This is a genomic window from Streptomyces sp. NPDC021225, assembly GCF_044332865.1.
Taxonomy (GTDB): Bacteria; Actinomycetota; Actinomycetes; order Streptomycetales; family Streptomycetaceae; genus Streptomyces.
The window spans coordinates 30,908-50,700 of record NZ_JBIRPV010000019.1 but is presented as its reverse complement, the minus strand read 5'-3'; the positions used below and the strand labels follow the sequence as shown (position 1 = coordinate 50,700).

The window sequence follows — 19,793 nt, the reverse complement described above, 5'->3', positions numbered from 1 at the left end:
CGGATGACGGGACGGATACGGCGCGGTGTCCGGTCAGGCGTTCACCGGTTCCGGCTCCACCGCGCGCAGCCTGCCGCTGCGCTGGTGGAAGAAGAACGCCTGGCCCACGACGAGCAGGGCGTTGGCACCGGCCAGCGTGGCCCAGAGGGCGTGGATTCCGCCTGCGGTGGCAACGGGTACGGCGGCCAGGGCCAGCACTCCGTAGCACGCCGCGAAGGTGACCAGGCTCGGCACCGTCCGCTTGATCGCGATGAGGCCGAACCCGAAGACCGCTTGAAAAGCGTCGGTCACCACCACGAGGAGCACCAACGGAAGCATCGCCAGCACGTCGTCCTGGAGGCCGGCGTTCTTGGTGAACAGGGAGGTCACGGGGTCCCGCAGCACCACGAGGAGGGTGCCGAGGGCGAACACCGCACAGAACGTCACCCAGACGCCCGCGAGCACGCCACGCCGCACCTCGGGCACATCACCGGTCTTGACGTACTTGGCCGCCAGGGGCACCGTCGCCTGCCCCACCGCGACGGCGGCGGTGAACATCAGGTTGACCAGCGACACCGAGATGCTGTGGACCGCCGCGTCGTCGCTGCTGATCCGGGCCACGGCGATGGACAGGACTCCCAGCACCGCGAACTTGATGAGCACGGTCGCCGCGAGCGGGATGCCCACCCGCGCGAGCCTGATCACCTCGCGCAGATGGGGCCGTCCGATGCGCAGCGACCGGCCGGCCAGCACCGTGGACCGGCGCAGGGCGATATGCGCCAGTGTGGCGTTGGTCAGGCTGGATGCCACCATCGCAATGCCGGCGCCCGGCAGGCCCAGGCCATCGAACGACCCGATGCCGCCGACCAGGATCAGGGACAGCACGACCGCGGCGGCGGTGCCGGTCAGGCCGGCCCGCATCACCAGCTTCCCCTGCCCCAGGCCGACCAGTGTCGAGGTGGCCGTGGCACCGATGGAGGTGACCAGCGCGCTGCAAGCGAGGATGTAGGGGAAGCCGCCCAGCGCGTCGAGCGTGGAGTCGGGCACACCGCTGAGCCTGCTGATCAAGGGCACCGAGGCCACGGCGAGGGCTCCGAGCAGCCCCACGCAGATCCCCAGCCACATGCCGTTGCGCACCACGGGCAACAGGCCGTCCGGATCGTCGTCCTTGGCGGCCACGAACGGCATCACCCCGCGCATGGCGCCGGAGATGGCGGCGACGGCGGGGCTGAAGACCGCCACGGTCACCGCGAACGCCGCGAGCGAGGTCGCCCCCTGCCGCCCGAGCAACGCGGTGTCCACCAGAGAGCCGGCGGATGACGCGATCATCGTCAGATAGAGCGGAAGGGCGGCGCCCGCGATCTTCCTTGCCTTGCCGCCGCCTTCGCCGTTGCCGTCGCCCTCGCGTGGAGCGGATTTTCCCTCAGTCACAGCTGCTCACTCATGCCTTTCTTCCCGCCGGGTCACGATCTCCGGTGAGTGCCGTATCGATGTCCATTGCCATGCGCCGAGCGACGCTTTCGGTCCTGTCGTACAGGTAGAAGTGGCCGCCCGGCCAGGAGTGGAATTCCACCTGCGCGGTGGTCTGCGCGCGCCAGCCTTCGAGCATGTCGTGTGTCGCCAGCGGATCCTGTTCGCCCGCGTACACGGACAGCGGAAATCTCAGAGGGGGGCCGTCCGCGTATGCGTACGTGTCCACGATGGCCAGGTCGCCGCGCAGGACCTCCACCATGTACTCGACGACGTCAGGGCTCTCCAGCAACTCCTCCGGAGTGCCGCCCAGCCGTCGCATGAAGGCGACCAGCCGCTCTGGTGACCACAGATCACGGCGCTCGTTGAAGCAGTCGCTCACCAGCCGCGGGGCGGGGATTCCGGAGACGCCGAGCCAGACCGGCGGTGTGCCGGATCGCTCCAGTTCGCGGGCCAGTTCATAGGCGACGAGACCGCCCATGCTGTGCCCGAAGACGGCATAGGGCCGGATCTCCTCGTCCATGAACTCGTCCAGGAAGGCGGGCGCCAGCGCCTGAACCGCCGCGGCCGCGCTCCGGCACGGCGGGTCGCCGGCGCTCAGCCCCCGGCCGGGGAGTTCGACGGCGCACAGCCGCCACGACGGCGGGAAGAACTGGGCGAAATCGACGAAACCGGCCGAGGAGCCCCCCGCGTGATGAACGAGGAAGCACGTGACGTCCGGCCGCGACGTCCGGACCCGGGTCCTCCCGGGCCGAGCGCTCAGCTCTCTGAACGGAGACCGGGGATTCACAGTTCCGCGCACCTCGCCCTGAGCCGGCTCAGCGTCCGCAGCCCGTCGAGGACCTGGTCCGTGCCGACCCCGAAGTCGATGAGACAGGCGATCTCGTCGACACCCAGTTCCGCGAGCGACTCGACCAGCGGCACACAGCTGTCGACGGAACCGATGAGGCAGCGGGTCCGCGCGTATTCCTGATAGGCGTGGTCCAGCAGTTCCGCGAGCGCCTCCGGCGCCACCTCCCCCGGCGCGCTTTCGGGCGACTTGAGCCCGAACAGGCTCATGGAGGACCGCATGTACTCGGTCAGCGGTCCCCGCGCGGTGGCCAGCGCTCCCTGCTGGTCAGCGGCGACGAGGGTGTGCAGCATGACGCTGACCCTCTCCCGTGCGATGCCGTGTCCCGCGGCCTCCAGCGCCTCGCTGTACGCGACGAGGTTGTCCTCCAGGCGCTCCCAGGACTGGCCGAGCAGATGGGTCAGCACGCCGCAGCCCTGGCTGCCCGCCCAGGTGAAGGTCTCCTCGGAGCCCGCCGCGGTGATCCACAGCGGGATGTCCGCCTGGCGCGGCCCGGGATGGGTGCGGACCTGTCGCGCCCGCCCCTGCGGCCCCTGGCGCTCCACCGCCTCCCCGGCCCACAGGGCCCGCAGTTCCGCCAGTCCTTCCCGCATGGCGCGCTTGTTGTCGGCGAAGTTGTCGGGGGCGAGGACGAAGTCCTGAGGGTTCCACCCCGAGGCGATCGCGACGCCGGCCCGGCCGCCGGAGATCTGGTCCACGACGGCCCATTCCTCGGCGACGCGCAGGGTGTCGTGCAGCGGGAGCACCACGCTCCCCGCCCGGACGCCCACGCGGGAGGTGACGGCCGCGACCGCCGCGCCGGTCACGGCGGGGTTGGGGAAGGGGGCCCCGAAGTCGTGAAAGTGCCGCTCGGGGGTCCACACCGCCGAGAAGCCCTCGGCGTCGGCGAATCTGGCCGCTTCCAGCAGCAGCCGGTACTGCTCGGCGGCGTCGTCGCCGTTGGCGAAGAAGAAGAGGCTGAATCTCATATCCGCTCCATGACGCTGTCGGATTCCGCGACCGGCGTCTGTGCCATCCCGCCGAGTACCGCGGGGGTCGCGTCGGGCTCGAAGGCGAGTGCGTACAGGGCATGGCGGTAGAGGCCCAGCAGTCGGGAGTCGTCCGGCTCGGCCGTGCCGTGCCGGTACTTGACCAGGGCCCGGAACGCGGCGGAGGAGTCCACGACGGTGAAGTGCAGCCGTTGGCCGAGCATGAGCGGATCGGGGCCCACCGCCCGCAGGGGGTGTCCCTCCAGGCGGATGGTCTCCTCGTCGTCCCTGGCGTAGTTGAACACCACGGGCAGGTCGTCGAAGCCGGTGAGGCCCGGATCGTCCGCGGCCAGATCGGCGTACGGCAGGGTGCGCACGCTGTGCACCTGGTCGAACACCTCGCGCACGGCGTCCAGTGTCCGGATCAGTGGCTGCGTGGCCCGCACGTTCAGCGGCAGGGGCACGACATTGGCGAAGCCGCCGACCGAGGTGTCCAGCGAAGGGCCGGGCCGTCCGTCCAGCGGCACCGCCGGGCACACGCGCTCGCTGCCCTGGGCCCATGACAAGGCCGCGGCGAAGGCGGTGAGATGCAGGACGAAGGGGGTGACCCGGTGTTCCGTACACCGGGCGCGGAGCACCTGGTGCAATGCCTCCCCCGGGACCCAGCTCTGACGGCGGACCGGGCCGTCGGGCGTCGGCGGCCGCACGGTGCCGCCCGCCGCAGTCGACGGCAGCAGCCGCCGCCACAGGGCCGCCGCCTCGGCCGCGCGCTCACCGCCGGTCAGCGTGCTCCGCCACGCGAGGTATCTCAGGAACCCGTCGTCCGGCCGCCGCCGGGCCCCGGGGTCCCGGTACGCCTCGACGAGGGCCTGACACAGCCGCAGCAGCCCGCGCCCGTCGAGCGCCAGGAGGTGCACGGTGAGGGAGAGCAGCGTGTGCCGCCCGGGCACATCCGCCACCGCGACGCGCAGCAGCGGATCACGGCGCGGGTCGATGGCGACGGCCTGCGCCCTGTCGTACAGCCACGCCGGGGCGTCCTGCGCCGTGACCGTATCCGGGCACACCAGGCTGTACACGGTCTCGGCGGCCGGATCCGGCTTTCCGACCGTGGCCAGGCCATCGCCCCCGACCCGCAGCCGCAGCGCGGGGTGGAGGTCGAGCACCGCGCCGACGGCGGCCCGCAGGCGTGCGGTGTCCAGCCGCTGTCCGGTGTCGAACACGAACGTCTTCTGCGTGGCGGCCGATGGTGACCCGGCCGGCCTCCGCAGGCCGGGCGGCAGCGGGGCGGGGGCGGTGGGCGCGGGCGGCAGTTCTTCCTCGGTGTCCGCGTCGGCCGCGCCGCCGCGCCGCGCCACCACCTCGGTCACGGCCCACGCCGTGCCGCGGCGGTAGAACTCGGGGACGGTCAGACGGACGCCGAAGCGGTCCCGCACGGCATGGATCAGCCGGGTCGCGAGCAGCGAGTGCCCGCCCGCGTCGAAGAAGTCCTCCTCCGGCCCGAGGTCCGGGCGGTCCAGGACACGCCGGAACAGGGCCAGGACCCCGGCCAGGACCTCGTCGCCGGCCAGGACCCCGTCCAGGACCTCGACGCGCTCGCCGACGCCGCCCCCTGGCGCGGGCAGTCTCGTCGGCTCCACCTTGCCGTTGACGTTCACCGGCAGGCGGTCCACGAGGGTGAACGAGGACGGCACCATGGCCGCCGGCAGTTCCTCGCGCAGCCGGATCCGGGTCTGTTCGACCACCTGCGCGCTGTCCGCTGCGGCGACCAGATAGGCGTCGATCCGCCGGTCGCCCTCGGGCCCGTTCACGATCAGGGCGACATCGCGGATCCGCGGGTCCTTGCGGAGTACGACCTCCAGTTCCCCGAGCTCCACCCGGAAGCCGCGGATCTTGACCTGCTGATCTCCCCGGCCGAGGAACGCGACATCGCCGGATCGCAGCAGGCGCGCACGGTCGCCGCTGCGGTAGACGCGGCCGCCGCCGTCCGCCTCGAGGAACCTCTCGCCGGTCAGCTCGGGCTTGCCCAGGTAGCCCGTGGCCACGCACACGCCGCCGATGGCCAGCTCGCCCACCGACCCCCGCGGCAGGTCCTGCCCGTCCGCGCCGAGAACGCGCAGCGTGACGTTCTGGATGGGCACGCCGATGGGGGCGTGCTGCGGCCAGGTGTCCGGTGGCCCGGAGAACCGGTAAGACGTCACGACATGGGTCTCGGCGGGGCCGTAGTTGTTGAGCAGCCGGCAGTCGCCGAGCGCTTCGAGGAACGACACGAGTGCCGCGCTCAGCCGTAGTTGCTCGCCGGTGGAGGCGATCTCCCGGAGTGACGGGAAGGCGGAGGCGTCGTGTTCGAACCGGGCCGCGAGCGCGTGCAGGAGGGAGACCGGAAGGATCGTCTTCGCCACCCGCTGGTCCGCGATGAACGCGGCCAGCGCGTCGTGATCGTGCTTGGTCTCCTCGTCCGCGATATGCAGCGATCCGCCCGAGCACAGTGCGGCGAACGTCTCGTGGAAGGAGGCGTCGAACCCGAACGACGCGAGTTGAAGCCAGCGACGGCCGGTGGTGTAGCCCGCCGTTTCCCAGTGGATGAGGTTGGCGAGTGCCCGATGCGGAAACTCGATGCCCTTCGGTACGCCCGTGGTGCCGCTGGTGTAGGTCAGGTACGCGGCCGTGTCCAGGTCCACCTCGTCGCCCGCCGCGGCCGCGTCCCGGGCCGGGAGCGTGGCGACATCGATCGCCACCGCCTGCGCGTCGGTGGCGAAGTCCGCGTCCTCCTTGCGCGCGCACAGCACGACCGCGGCACCGCAGTCCTGTGCCATCGTCGCGAGCCGGCGTCGCGGGTGGGTGAGGTCGAACGGGACGGGTGTCGCCCCCGCGCGCAGCACACCGAGCACGGCGGCCACGACGGGAACACCGCGCTCCATCGCGATGCCGACGGTGTCCCCGGGTTTCACGCCGTGCGAGCCGAGCAGTTCGGCGAGCCCGGCCGAGAGGCCTGCCAGTCGGCCGTACGTCAGCGAAAGCCGTCCGTCGGTCACCGCGAGCCGTTCGGGCTCGCGGGCCGCCCACCGTGCGAAGACCGCGTGCACGGCGCGCTCCGGGACGGCGACGACGGGCCCGGTCAGCGCGTGCCGGGTGCGCTCGGCCACCGCCTCGGGTTCCGCCGCCACGCTCGCCAGGGTGGCGTCCGGAGCCCGGGTCACGGTGTCGAGCAGGTGCACGAAGGTCTCCTGCCAGCCGGCGATCGTGGCCTGCTCGAACCTGAGGGTGTCGTAGACGAAGCGGCCCGCGATGGCGCCGTCCCGGTCGAACCACCAGTCGAGCGACAGCTCGTACGGGCTGGTGGCACGGTCGAAGGGCAGCGGGCCCGTCCGGAGGCCCGGCGGCCCCGGCGGCACGCCTGCGTCGAGGCTGAGCATGTTGAACAGCACCTGGAAGACGGGGGCGGTGTCGAGTCGGCCTCCTGGGGTGAGTTCACGGGCGAGCACTTCGAAGGGCAGGTCCTGGTGGTCGAGGGCCGCCATGACGCGCCCGGAGGTTTCGCGCAGCAGGGCGCGGAAGTCCCCGTCGGTGTCGATCCGCGCGCGCAGCGGGAGGGTGTTGACCAGGTTGGCGATCAGATCCTCGGTCCCGGGCCGGTGACGGCCCGACACCGGAGTGCCCACCACGAAGTCGCCGCGGTTGCCGACCTTGCCGAGCAGCAGCAGGAAGGCGCTGAGCACGACCGCGAACGGAGTCGTGCGCTCGGCTTCGGCGAGCCGCCGGACGCGCCGGGCGAGGTCGGCCAGCACGGTGAAGTCCAGCTTGCCGCCCGCGTAGCCGCGCCTGGCACCATGCGGCCGGTCGCCCGGCAGCTCCAGCCGTTCCGGCAGGTCCGCCAACTGCTGCTGCCAGAAACGCAGTTGGCGGTCGGCTTCGGGTGAGCGCAGCCAGTCGGCCTCGGCCCGGACGTGCGCCGCGAGCAGGCCGTCGACGGGTGGCAGTGTGCGGGCCGCGCCGCCGGTGCGCCGCTCGTAACCGACGTAGAGGTCGCGGAGCAGGATGCCGGTGGACCGGGCGTCCGCGCCGATGTGGTGGACCGCGAGGGCGAGCACATGCCGGTCCGGCGCCGTCCGGAAGATCCGCGCGGCGAGGACGGGTGCGCGGTCCAGGGGGATGCGGCGGTCGAGGAGCTCGGCGATCTCGCGCCGCAGGGTGGCCTCGTCGGGGACGTCGACCAGGGGCACATCGACGGGCGCATCGGGAAGGATCACCTGCTCCGGCCCGTCCTCGGACATCCGGAAGACCACCCGCAGGCTCTCGTGGCGCGCCACCACATCGGCGAGCGCGGCGCGCAGCGCCGCCACGTCCAGCGGTCCGGACAGGTCGGCGAGCACCGGGACGTTGTACGCCTCGGCGGCGCCCTCGATCTCGCTGAGGAAGAGGAAGCGCTCCTGGAGGGGTGTCGCGGGCAGCACCCGGCCACCGGACCCGTCGGGGGCGCCGGTGTCGGCCGGGGCGGGGGCCGTGGGGGGCGCGGGGGCGGCCGCGCGTACGAGCCGGGCCAGGTTGCCGGGCGACGGGTCCCGCAGAAATGAGCCGAGCGGCACGGCCTGCGACCACTGCCCCCTCGCCAGGCTGATGATCCGGGTGGCCAGGAGCGAGTCCCCGCCCAGGGTGAACAGGTTGTCCTCGGGTGAGATTTCGGGGACGCCGAGGGCCTGGGCGAAGATCCGGCGGGCCGTTTCCTCGATGTCCGGGGCGGATCCGGCCGCCTGGGCCTCGGCCGGCGCGGGCACCCGCGGCTCGTCGCGGTCCCGCACCGGGTCGAGCCAGTGCCGCTGCCGGTCGAACGGGTAGGGGGGCAGGTCGACGTGGTGTCGGGGGCCGGGAGGGGTGACGCATGCCTCGTCGATCCGCAGTCCCATGGCCCAGGCCTGGGCGAGGGCGGCGCGCAGGGCCTCATCGCCGGGCCGGGTGTCCTCGGCGGCGGCCACGAGGCAGGCGCCCTCGAAGACCCCGGGTACGGAGCGGTCCCGGGCCGGAACCGGGGTCGGAGCCAGGGCCACCACCGCGGCCACGCGCGGCGGCAGGGTGCGTCTTCCGGGCGCCGCCGGGGCGCCGCTGAACACGTCCGCCAGATCCGGGCGCCGGCCCGCCGGGCACAGCTCCGAGCCGTCGGCGTCGTACCAGGGGACGCGGGCCGGGCGGGCGCGCACCTCGAGCAGGGCCCGTTCCAGGCGCTGCCCCTCGGCCAGGGCTCCCAGCACCTTGGCGACGTCCTGCTCGTCGAGCACTCCGCTCAGTACGGCCGCGGCCGCCCGGCTCTCCCGGTCGGCGACGACCGCCGCGGGGCGGATGCCGTGCCCGGCCCAGACGGCGGCGCAGCCGAGCGCGACCATCAGGGCGGAGTGGTGCGGCGGGAGGGCGTCCGCCAGCCGCTCGGCCGTGCGGCGGAAGGCCGGCTGATGGTGCAGCAGCGACCGGTACGTCTCGTGGTCCGGCTCGCGGTGGTGGAGCGCGAAGGCCACCGGCCGGTCCGTCACGTCCTCTCCCCCGGCTGTGCCGTGGAGCGTCACGGGCTCGCGGTCCGGGTGCCACAGCAGGGCCCGCCGGAGCGGGTGGGCCCGGCGCCCGGCGAGCAGCGTGCCCGCCGCTCCGGGCACGTCCCGCGGTTCCATCGTGGCCAGTCGGGTGCGCAGCAGTGCCTCGACGGCGTCCAGGGCCGCCGGGGTCCTCGCGGTGAACGGCAGCGGGGTGAGAGTGGGCTCGCTCTCGGCGGGCTTCTCGCTCCCGGCGGGCTCGCGGGGCGAGGGCCCGGGTTGTGGCGGAGCCTCTTCCACGAGTACGTGCACATTGGTGCCGCCGACGCCGAAGGAGCTCACCCCGGCGAGCAGCCGTCCCGGTGCCGTCCACGGCCGCAAGGCGGTGTTCACCCGGAACGGTGAGTTGTCGAAGTCGATGTGGGGGTTGGTCCGTTCGCAGCCGAGGGTCGGCGGCAGGGTGCGGTGCCGGAGCGCCAGGATCACCTTGATCAGTCCGGCGATGCCGGATGCCGAGTCGAGGTGCCCGATGTTGCTCTTCACCGATCCGATGGCGCAGAAGCCGGTGGCGTCGGTCGTCTCGCGGAAGGCCTCGGTGAGGGCGCTCACCTCGATCGGGTCGCCCAGCGCGGTGGCCGTGCCATGGGCCTCCACATAGGAGATCCGGTCGGCGGTGACACCCGCCAGTTGGTGCACCGAGGCGATCAGCTCGGCCTGGCCCGTGGGGCTGGGGGCGGTGTAGCCGCTCTTGCGATCGCCGTCGTTGTTCATGTCGCTGGCCCGGACGACCGCCAGGATCCGGTCGCCGTCGGCCAGTGCGTCCTCCAGCCTTCGCAGCACGACCAGGCCGACGCCGCTGGCGAAGGCGGTGCCCTGGGCGTCGGCGGAGAAGGGCCGGCAGCGGCCGTCGGGGGATCCGATGCCGCCCTCGGTGTAGGGATAGCCGAGGTCCGCCGGTTTGATGCCGGCTCCGCCCGCGATGGCCGCGTCCGTCTCGTAGTCCAGCAGGGCCCGGCACGCCTGGTGCACCGCGGCCAGGCTGGACGAGCAGGCGCAGTCCACCGCCACGCTGGGCCCGGTGAGGCCGAGGCGGTAGGACAGGCTGGTCGCGGTGTGGCCCCGGTCGTTGCCCATCAGCACCCGGTGCCAGCCGAGGGTCTCCACCACCTCGGGGTGGTCGAGCACATTGCGCAACAGGTAGTCCGAGTGGTTCAGGCCGATGTAGACGCCGGTCCTTCCGGCCCGTCCCGCCCGTCCGAGCCCCGCGTCCTCGAGGGCGTGGACCGCCGCCTCCAGCAGAAAGCGCTGCTGCGGGTCGGTGACGGCGGCCTCCGCGGGGGTCATGCCGAAGTACTCCGCGTCGAAGAGGGACACGTCGGCGAAGCGTTTGCGGGCGGCGACGTAGGCCGGGTCCCGCAGCGCCCGGTCCAGCAGCCCGGCCCGGCGCAGTTCCTCGTCCGGGACGTCCTCATGGGGGTCGACCCCGTCGCGCAGCAGCTCCCAGAACTCGGCCGGCGAGTCGGCGCCGGGGAAGCGGCACGCCATTCCGGTCACGGCGACGGCCGGATGGGCGTCTTCGGGCATGTCGGCGGTCTCGGGCAGTTCGGCGGTCATGGTGCGAACTCCGCTCGGTCCGGTCGGTCCTCGGAACAGGGGCGGCGGGGCGGGCATCAGTCGCTGTCGGCCGCGCCCTCCGCGGCCCGCAGCCGCTGTTTGCGGGACACCTGCTGCCTGCGCTGTAGCCGTGCGGCGTGCCGGGCCTGCGTTTCGGCGGTCCTGTGGTGGCCGGAGGGCGCGGCGGAATCCGCCCGGCCGCCCAGGTGGGCCGCGTAGGCCTGGACGCTGGGGTAGCGGAAGAGATCCACGATCCGGGCGTCGGCGTGCACCCGCGTCCGTACCTTGGTCAGCAGGTGGGCCACCAGGATCGAGGTGCCGCCGGACCGGAAGAAGTCGTCGGCGGGGCCCACCGCATCGCTGCCGAGCACCTCGCGCCAGACCTCCAGCAGCCGCTTCTCCATGTCGTTCGCGGGCTCCGTCACGGCGCGCTCGGTGTCGCCGAGAGGCACGGGCGGCAGGGCTCTGCGGTCGGTCTTGCCGCTCGACGTCGTCGGCAGGGCGGTGGCGCTCACCATGGCGGCCGGCAGCATCTGGTCGGGCAGCAGGTCCGCGAGCGCGGTCCGCAGGGCGGCCTCGTCGAGCACGGCCCCGGGCCGCGGCACGCAGTGGGCCACGAGCGCGGCGCGCGCTCCCTCGCGCTGGACGACCACGGCCGAATCGGCCACGCCCTGGAGCGAGTTGAGGGCCCGCTCGATCTCCTCCAGCTCGATCCGGTATCCGTTGACCTTCACCTGGTTGTCGATGCGGCCGAGGAGTTCGAGGTCCCCGCTCGGCAGCCAGCGGGCGACATCGCCCGTCCGGTACGCCCGCCCCTGGTCGCCCAGGGCGGGGAGGGCGGGGAACCGCTCGTCGGTGAGGTCCCGGCTCCCGGCGTATCCGCTGGCCACGCCCGCGCCGGTCAGCACGAGCTCCCCGTACATCCCGACCGGAACGGGGTTGAGCCGGGCGTCGACCACATGGGCCGCGGTGTTGGCGAGCGGCTTGCCGACGAGGATCCGGTCGGGCGGGACGGCGGGGACCTCCCAGCAGGTGGACCACACGGTCGTCTCGGTGGGCCCGTACATGTTCAGCACACAGGGGATGCCCAGGTCCTTGAGCCTCCTGGCGAGTGTGCTGTCGAGGGCTTCGCCGCCGACCATCAGGAGCTCCAGACGGCGCAGCGCTCTTTCGGCGTCGGGCAGCGCGAGGACGCCCCGCAGCATGGTCGGGGTGGCCTGGAGCGCCGTCACGCCTTCGGCCAGGATGAGTTCCGGCACGGTGAGGGGGTCGGACCGTCCGTCGGCCGGCGTCATCAGCCGCAGGCTCTCGGAGGTCTCCGCGAGCACGACGCGGGCGCCTCGCGCCAGGGTCCAGAGCAGTTCGACGACGGCGATGTCGAAGGTGACGGCCGTGACGGACAGCCAGACCGGGTCCGACGGCAGCCGGACCGCCTCGTCCAGCGCCACGAAGAGGTTGGCCAGATTGCGGTGGGTGACCTCGACCCCCTTGGGCCGGCCCGTCGACCCCGAGGTGAAGATGAGGTACGCCGACTCCTCCGTGGCGGTCGGCCGCTCGGCGTTCGCGGTGGTGTGCGCCAGGTCCCGCGCGGACAGGCGCGGCCCGGCGAAGTCCGGGCACCTGTGGGCGTATTCGGCCCCCAGGACGAGCGCGGAGCAGTCCGCCGACTCGAGCATCGCGTCGGTGCGGGCCCGCGGGGCCGCGCCGTCCAGGGGTACGTAGACCATTCCGGCGGACATGATTCCGAGCAGCACGGCCACCAGCTCGGCCGAGCGCGGCACCATGACACCGATCCGCTGCCCCGGGCGCAGCCCGGCGGCCTGGAGTCCCGCCGTCACCGCGTCGGCTTCGCGGGCCAGCTCGCCGCGGGTCAGGCTCTGCCCGCGGAAGGTCAGGGCCGGTGTCTCCGGGTTCTCGGCGAGACGGTGGCGGATCAGCTCGTGCACCGGCTCGGGCGGGACGGGGCGCCGCGTCCGCGTGTTCCACCGCTCGATCAGCGCCGCGCTCTGCGGGTCCATGAGGGAGAGTTCGGCGAGCGGCGCGTCGGGCATGGCGCACATGCTCTCCACGAGCCGCCGGAAACTGTCGGCGATGCGCCGCGCGTCGTCCCCGTCCAGCAGGGCGTCGTTGTGGACGATCAGTCCCTGGAGCCCGTCCTCGTCCTCGCGGAGCTTGAACATCAGGTCGTACTGAGCGGAATAGAAGGGCGTCGGCGCCGGCGCGGCCTCGACGCCGGGCAGTGCGAACCGCTCCCCCGGATACGTCTGGAGAATGAAGATGTTCTGGAACACCGGTGAGTGGGAGCTGCTGCGCTCGGGCGCCACGGCCCGCACGACCTGGTCGAAGGGAAGGTCCTGGTTCGCGAACGCCTCGAATGTGGTGCGCCGTACCGCCGCGAGGAAGTCACGGACCGTCTGTCGCTCGTCGACCCGGGTGCGGACGGTGATGGAGTTGAAGAAGAGTCCGGGGGTCTGCTCCAGCGCGGGGTAGGGCCGGTTCGCCAGCGGGCTTCCGACCGCGATGTCGTCCTCACGGGTCATCCGCGACAGCAGCAGGGTGTATGCCGAGATCAGGACGGCGTAGAGGGTGTTTCCGGTTGCGGAGCACAGCCGGCGGGCGTGCTCCAGCAGGTCGGTGTCGTACCGGAAGGTCAGTGCCGAGCCACGGTAGCTCTGGATCGTCTCGCGCCGGCGGGACGGGACGAGTTCGAGCAGCGGCGGCAGATCCGCCAGGGCGTTGCGCCAGTGGTCGCGCTGCCGTTCGGCCAGTTCGCCTTCGAGCCACTCGCGTTCCCAGACGGCGTAGTCGGCGTACTGGACGGAGAGTTCGGGCAGCTGGGGACGGCGGCCTTCCACCCTCGCCGTGTACAGCTCGGAGATCTCCTTCTTGAGGATTCCGGTCGACCATCCGTCGGAGATGACGTGGTGCTGAGTGACGACGAAGGTCCGGCACGAGTCGTCGGTGCGCACCAGGTCGAAGCGGATCAGCGGGGCCGAGGAGAGCTCGAAGCGGGTGGAGACGATCGAGAACATCACGTCGTCACGCGTGTCCGGGCCCGCCTCGTGTTCCGCGAAGACGACAGGACACCGGTCCTGGATCCGCTGCACAAGCTCCGAGCCGGTCTCCGCGAGCGCGGTGCGCAGAATCTCATGGCGGTCCACGAGGTCCTGGGCGGCGCCTCGCAGGGCCGCGATGTCCAGGTCGCCGCGCAGCTCGAGGGCGAAGTACATGTTGTAGACGGGGAGGTCGGTGGCCGTCTGCTCGATCAGCCACAGCCGCTGCTGGGCGTAGGAGGCCGGAATGGGGGCGCCGCGGTCCACGCGCTCGATGCGCACCTCGCGGCGGGCGGCCTCCTCCTGGGATTCGCGCAGGAATTGAAGGATGTCGTCCCGGTTGGCCCTGATGGTCTTCTTCAGTTCGTCGCTCAGGACGCCCTGGGGAGCGGAGACGGCCAGCCGGTCGCCGTTGGCGGTGATCCGGATGCCCTTCAGCAGCAACCTTTCGAGCAGGCTCGTGACGTTCACAGCTCAACGGTTCCCATCCGGTCGTCGGCGGTCGAGGTGAGGGCCGCGTAGACACGCATGGAGGTGAGTCCCTCGTCCACGAGCTCGGCCATCCCGGCCAGGGTCTCGGCCTCCAGCAGGTCGCCGAGGGACACTCTGACGTCGAAGCGCTCCCGGATCCTCACCATGACCTGCGAGGCCACCAGCGAGTGGCCGCCCAGGGCGAAGAAGCTGTCGTCGGGCCGGACCTCGGGTACGCCCAGAACGGCCCGCCACATGGCGGCGAGTTCGGTCATGGTGTCGCCGGTCGGGGCGGCCGACGGCGCGGGGCTTTCGGGGACGGCCGACGGAGGGGGGCTTTCGGGGACAGGGGCCGGCGCCGCGGCGACGCCCCAGTGGCGTACCGCGTCGAAGGGGTACAGCGGCAGGGAGGTGCGGCGAGCCGTCTCGGGGCCGGGCAGGAGTTCCCAGGACACCTCGCAGCCCCGCTCCCAGCAGTGGGCGACCAGTGTCAGCCAGTCCTCCCAGGTGGCGACCGCGTCGGCGACGTTCGGGACGCCCGCGGGGAGCCCGGCCTCGGCCGGTCCCATGACCGCGGAGCGGGTCACCTCCAGGAGGTGGCCGGGGGGCGGCGCCGCGCCGGCCGGCAGCGTACTGCCGAGGGTCAGGGAGCGCAGTTCGTACGCGGGCGGCGACATCCGCACCGCGGCGAGTTCCGCCTGGATCTCTCCCAGCAGTTCCTCGCAGGCGTCGAGATCCCCGCCGTCCAGCGCCGCCTCCACGGCCTGTGCGTGGTACAGCGCGCAGCGCAGCGCCACCTCCCAGGGCAGCGCCCCGGCGGCGGCGAACGCCGCGTACTCGCCGGCGTCCAGCGCCGCCAGCGCATCGGGCACGGCCCCCAGGGCGGCCAGGGACTCGAGCGCGCCGCAAGCGGTGCGGAACTCCTCCCCGGTCCATGCCGCCCGCTCCTCGAGCGCGCCGGGGCCCGGGCGTTCCCGGGCGGCGCGCAACCGCGGAAGCAGGGCGGCGGGCGACGCACCCGCGGTCTGCGGGGCCTTGTCCCGGAAGCCGATCCCCAGGACCACGGGCCCGCGCGGCAGTGGCGCGGAGTCCTCGCGCAGGGCCGAGTCCAGTGCTCCCAGGGTCGGGGCCACCCAGGCCCGGCGCAGCCGCCGGTGGTTCCGGGACCGCTGAAGCGTCAGGGCCACGTCGGCATGCGACGGCGGGTGCGGCGCCGCCGTGACGGCCTGCGCGAGCTGTTCACGGAGGCGGTCGAAGGATGCGGGCGTGTGGGCCGACAGGGGGAAGATCTGCGGCGTCCACGGCTCGGCGCCGGAGTCGTGCCCGGTGTGCCGTGGCGTGGACGCAGTGGCCGGTGGCTGCTCAAGCACGATGTGGGCATTGCTGCCGCCCATGCCCAGGGCGGTGACCGCCGCGCGCCGGGGGTGGGAGGTCAGGGGCCACGGGTGTGTGCGGGTGCTGATGTAGAGGCCGCTGCCGTCCAGCTGGATGTCGGGGTTCAGCTCGCCGTGCCCCACGGTGGCGGGCACCACGCCCTCGCGGACGGCCAGCACGGCTTTGATGATCCCGGCCATGCCGGCCGCGGTGTCCAGGTGTCCCACCGAGGACTTCACCGCGCCCACGGCGCAGGGGGCGGTGACGCCGAGGTGTTCGCGTGCCTCCCGGAGCGCGGCCAGCTCGATCGGGTCGCCCAGCGGCGTACCGGTGCCGTGGGCCTCCACATAGCCCACGGTCGCGGGGTCGATCCCGGCGTCGGCCAGCGCCGCGAGGACCACGTCCCGCTGTCCCCGCACGCTGGGCGCGGCGAAGCTCTGCCGCTCCGCGCCGTCGTTGTTGAGCGCGGATCCGCGCAGGACGGCGTGCACGGTGTCGCCGTCGCGGAGGGCCTGTGCCAGGCCTTTGAGGACGACGACGCCGACGCCGCTGCCGGGCACGGTGCCCGTGGCCGACCGGTCGAAGGGGCGCAGCTCCCCGTCCGGTGACATCGCGCTCCCGTCGACGGCCTGGTAGCCGTGCTGCTGGGGGAGCTGGAGCGACACGGCCCCGGCCAGGGCGATGTCGCACTCTCCGGCCAGCAGGCTGCGCCTGGCCAGGTGGACCGCGGTCAGCGCCGTGGAGCACAGACTGTTGACGTACACGCTGGGACCGCGCAGGTCCAGGTGGTAGGACACGCGCAGCGGCAGCGCGGCGGGAGTGTCCGACATGCTGCGGTGCGTCCTCGCGCCGCTTTCCGGGCTCGGGAGGAGGGCCGCGTAACGGTTTTCGCCGGCCCCGCAGAAGACTCCGACGCGCCGGTCCGGTCCGTATCCGGCAAGGCCCGCGTGTTCCAGCGCGTGTACGGACTCCTGGAGGAACAGCCGGTGTTGCGGATCCATCGCGGCCGCTTCAGCGGGGGCGATGCCGAAGTACTCGGCGTCGAAGAGGTCGATCCCGTCGAGGAGCCCGGCGACGGGCACATAGCGCGGGTTCGAGAGCGTGTCCTCGGGTACGCCCCTGGCCCGCAGTTGCCCGTCGGTGAGCCTGACCACGGAGGTCTCGGCTCCGACCAGGCGGGCCCAGTAGCGTTCCGTGTCGTCGGCTCCGGGGAAACGGCAGGCCATACCGATCACGGCGATGGACTGATCTTCCTGCTGAACCGTCATACGCGTCCCTTGTCGTCCTCGGAGCGGCGGCTCAGCGAGCGAGCGACGGCCGCCACGGTCGGGTACTTGAACAGGTCCGTGATGGGGATGTCGGCCGAGATCCGCTGCCGGAGGAGGCGGTGAAGGCGGATCAGGGTGAGCGAGGTGCCGCCCAGCTCGAACAGGCTGGCGTCGCGCGGCACCCGTTCACCGCCCACTCCGAGCACCTCGGCCCACAGCCCGGCGAGCCGCTGTTCCAGCGCGGTGCGCGGGGTGGCGTGTGCCGAGACGTCCTGTCCTTCCTGGGGCCGGGGCAGGGCTCGGGTGTCCACTTTGCCGGTGGCGGTCACGGGCAGTTCCGCCAGGCGGAGGAGGTGGGTGGGCATGAGCTCGGCGGGGAGGCGGTCGGCGAGGTGAGCGCGCAGCTCGTCCGAGCCGATGTCCCCCGATGACACGAAGTGGACGAGCAGCGAGTCGTCGCGCTCGGCGCTGATGGTGACCACCGCGTCGTTCACGCCGGGGTGCTGGAGGACGAGGCTGCGGACACCGTCCAGTTCGACGCGCAGACCCCGCACCTTCACCTGGGCGTCCTCACGGCCGAGGAATTCCAGGACGCCGTCCTCACGGAACCGGGCCAGGTCCCCGGTCCGGTACAGCCGCGCGCCCGCGCCGTCGACGAACGGATGCGGGATGAAGCGCTCGCGGGTGAGCTGGTCCCGGTTGGCGTACCCGAGGGCGAGCGGCAGTCCGCCCAGGTAGAGCTCCCCCGCGAAGCCCGGCGGCAGTACCTGGCCGCCCGGTCCGAGCACATACGCCTGGGCGCCCGGGATCGGGCGGCCGATGGGTACTGTGCCCGTGACCATGTCTGTGGCCGGGGAAGCCTCGTGGAAGGTGGCCTCGATGCCCGCTTCGGTGGGGCCGTAAAGATTGACCGTCCGGGCGCCGCACGCGCGGTGGACGGCGTCGACCACCCATTGCTCCAGCTGCTCGCCACCGGAGAACACCCGGCGCAGGGCGGCGCACTCGCCCAGCCCGTCCTCCGCCAGCACGGCCTTGAGCAGCGTGGGGACGAACTGCACCACGGACACCGCGTGTTGACGCATCTCCCGCAGCAGGTACGCCGGGTCGCGGTGCGCGGAAGGCGGTGCGACCACGGCGAGCGCCCCCACGGTGAGCGGAGCCAGGTACTCCCACAGGGAGGCGTCGAAGACGGGTGGCGTCTTGAAGTAGAAACGGTCCTGGCCATGGAAGCCGAAGTCGCGGCGTTTCCAGTTCAGGTTGTTCGCGAGGGCCCGGTGCGGAACCGCCACGGCCTTGGGCAGACCCGTGCTGCCCGAGGTGGTGATGAGGTAGGCCGGATCCCCGCCCGAGACGGGGACGTCGTCGAACGCGAGTCCGGGACCGACCGACTCGGCGTCGGTGTCGGTGGCGGTGTCGACCAATGGGAGGGTCCCCGGTAGCCCGTGGTCCCCTGTGGCTCCTTGGACCACTGCCGCGGCGGCTCCCGCCTCGGAGACCACGAACGCGCGTCGGCGCGCGGGCTGCTCCAGGTCCACGGGCAGAAAGGCGAGGCCACAGCGCATCACGGCCAGCGCCGCGGCGACGAACCGGGCCGACCTGGGCAGACACAGCGCCACCGGACTGCCCGGGCGCAGCCCGAGGCGGGCGATGCGAGCGGCGAGGTTCCGGCTGGTCTCGTCCAGTTCCCGGTAGGTGATCTCGCGTCCCTGCTCGATCAGGGCGATCGTCTGGGGGGATCGCTTCACCTGCCGCGCGAACATCGCGGGAACCAACTGGTCGGGCTCCGATGTGATACGGGCATTCCAGGTGTCGAGCACCTGGGAACGGTCCTCCTCCGGGGCCAGCTCTACGGCGCGGACGGGACCGTCCCATCCAGCGAGAATTCGCGTGAGCACCTCATGAAAGGCCCGGGCCATACGCCGTGCCGTGTCGGTGTCATAGAGCTGGGTCTTGAAGTCGAGCCGACCGCTGATCTCGGAGCCGATCATGTTGACGGAGAGCAGGAGATCCGCCTTGCCGTCACGGGGAGCCAGCGGGATTCGCTCGACCTCGATGTCCGGAAGTCGAAGTTCCGACTCGGGCGCATCGTTCAGGGACAGCATCACGGGTATACCCGAATGGCCTCCCCTGGCCTGGAGCGTACGCATGCACGCCCATAACTGGCCCAAGGGGGCTTCCTGATGATCGAAACACTCGAAAAGTGAATCCTGAACCGCCCGCACATATCTCTGTAGGCTCAGTTCCTCCTGAGGGAGGCAACGGAAGAGGAGCATATCGGTGAACAGGCCGACCGTCTGGCCGTATTCACCTCTTCGCCAGTCCACGGCCGGATAGGCGATCGCCACGTCCTCAGACCGCAGAAAATGTTGCAGCGTCACCGAGAGAGCGGACAGCAGAAGGGAGAAAGGGGTGACCCTTAATCGTTCACCGGCCGCCGCGAGATCGCCGGGCAGCTCGACCGGGACCGAGGAAGTGCGGAGTAAACCCGCCTGGGAAAGGCCGGGGTTGCGCACGGGGGCGGCGATGCCGTTCATCCCGTCGAGATACTTGCCCCAGAATTCCGCCTGCTGATGCCCCGCCGGGGAGGCAAAGCGCTCCTGCTGTTCCGCGATGTAGTCGAAGTACTCCGCCGTGGATGTCGGCCGACCGAGCCGACCGGCGCCCTGCGGACCGGCCGAGTATCCACGCGCCAGATCCTGCGTGATCAGGGGGATGGAGGCGGCATCCACCGCCACATGGTCGAAGACCAGCAGCAGCACGGCCTCACAAGGCGCGGTGCGGAACAGGTGAGCGCGCAGCCGGCGCTCGGCGTCCGGCCCGAAGGGCGCCCGGGCCGCCTCGGCGATGCGCTCGTCGAGTTCCTCCGTGGGCACGTCGTGCACGCTCAGCACCTCGGCAGGAAGGCCGCAGACCTGCTGACGCGGGACGCCGTCCTCGGATTCCCCCATGGACACCCGTAACAACGGATGGCGCTCCATCACCTGCCGGACGGATTCCTCCAGCGCCGCCTGGGAAATTGGCCCGTTGAGACGGAATGCCACTGGCACGTTATAGAGGTCGCTGCCCTGATTCAGCTGCTGCGCCGCCCACACCGCTCGCTGCTGTTGACTGAGCGGGGCCCAGGGGCCGGTCACGGCGAAACTCCGGGAATCATCGAGAATCGCTGCTCAACAAACCGAAAGGAAAGATCATCATCAATCAGAACGTGCGTCATCAGCTTGCCCCCGCTC

7 protein-coding genes are annotated in these 19,793 nt (G+C 72.1%); all 7 read right to left on the bottom strand.

Annotated features, from left to right (window positions below; translation table 11 throughout):
* Positions 1-33 precede the first annotated feature (33 nt).
* Genes ACH4S9_RS44100 through ACH4S9_RS44070 form a run of 7 tightly spaced genes read right to left on the bottom strand, consistent with a single transcriptional unit; the run spans position 34 to position 19,697 of the window.
* Complete coding sequence (locus ACH4S9_RS44100; protein ID WP_398377195.1) at positions 34-1,410, bottom strand: MATE family efflux transporter; 1,377 nt, start codon at positions 1,408-1,410, stop codon at positions 34-36.
* Positions 1,411-1,420: 10 nt separating this feature from the next.
* Positions 1,421-2,239 carry a thioesterase II family protein gene (locus ACH4S9_RS44095; protein ID WP_398377193.1) on the bottom strand — a complete coding sequence of 273 codons (819 nt, stop codon included), beginning with the start codon at positions 2,237-2,239 and terminating at the stop codon, positions 1,421-1,423.
* Positions 2,236-3,267, bottom strand: a complete 1,032-nt coding sequence (locus ACH4S9_RS44090; protein WP_311728069.1) for a MupA/Atu3671 family FMN-dependent luciferase-like monooxygenase — start codon at positions 3,265-3,267, stop codon at positions 2,236-2,238. Before ACH4S9_RS44090 ends, ACH4S9_RS44095 begins: the two co-directional genes overlap by 4 nt.
* On the bottom strand, positions 3,264-10,397 hold the full coding sequence (locus ACH4S9_RS44085; protein WP_398377191.1) for an amino acid adenylation domain-containing protein: 7,134 nt from the start codon (positions 10,395-10,397) through the stop codon (positions 3,264-3,266). The genes ACH4S9_RS44090 and ACH4S9_RS44085 overlap by 4 nt, the downstream gene beginning before the upstream one ends.
* A 56-nt stretch (positions 10,398-10,453) precedes the next feature.
* Positions 10,454-13,921 (bottom strand): amino acid adenylation domain-containing protein, encoded by a 3,468-nt coding sequence (locus ACH4S9_RS44080; protein WP_398377190.1) that lies wholly within the window; start codon positions 13,919-13,921, stop codon positions 10,454-10,456.
* Positions 13,918-16,563, bottom strand: a complete 2,646-nt coding sequence (locus ACH4S9_RS44075) for a beta-ketoacyl synthase N-terminal-like domain-containing protein (RefSeq protein WP_398377189.1) — start codon at positions 16,561-16,563, stop codon at positions 13,918-13,920. Before ACH4S9_RS44075 ends, ACH4S9_RS44080 begins: the two co-directional genes overlap by 4 nt.
* Positions 16,560-19,697: an amino acid adenylation domain-containing protein gene (locus tag ACH4S9_RS44070; RefSeq protein ID WP_398377187.1), complete on the bottom strand. Its 3,138-nt coding sequence runs from the start codon at positions 19,695-19,697 to the stop codon at positions 16,560-16,562. Before ACH4S9_RS44070 ends, ACH4S9_RS44075 begins: the two co-directional genes overlap by 4 nt.
* Positions 19,698-19,793: the final 96 nt, after the last annotated feature.

Bases quoted from the DNA above. Each gene is read 5' to 3' on its own strand.
- ACH4S9_RS44090 (WP_311728069.1), bottom strand. From the start codon at position 3,267: ATGAGATTCAGCCTCTTCTTCTTCGCCAACGGCGACGACGCCGCCGAG.
- ACH4S9_RS44075 (WP_398377189.1), bottom strand. From the start codon at position 16,563: ATGACGGTTCAGCAGGAAGATCAGTCCATCGCCGTGATCGGTATGGCC.
- ACH4S9_RS44085 (WP_398377191.1), bottom strand. From the start codon at position 10,397: ATGACCGCCGAACTGCCCGAGACCGCCGACATGCCCGAAGACGCCCAT.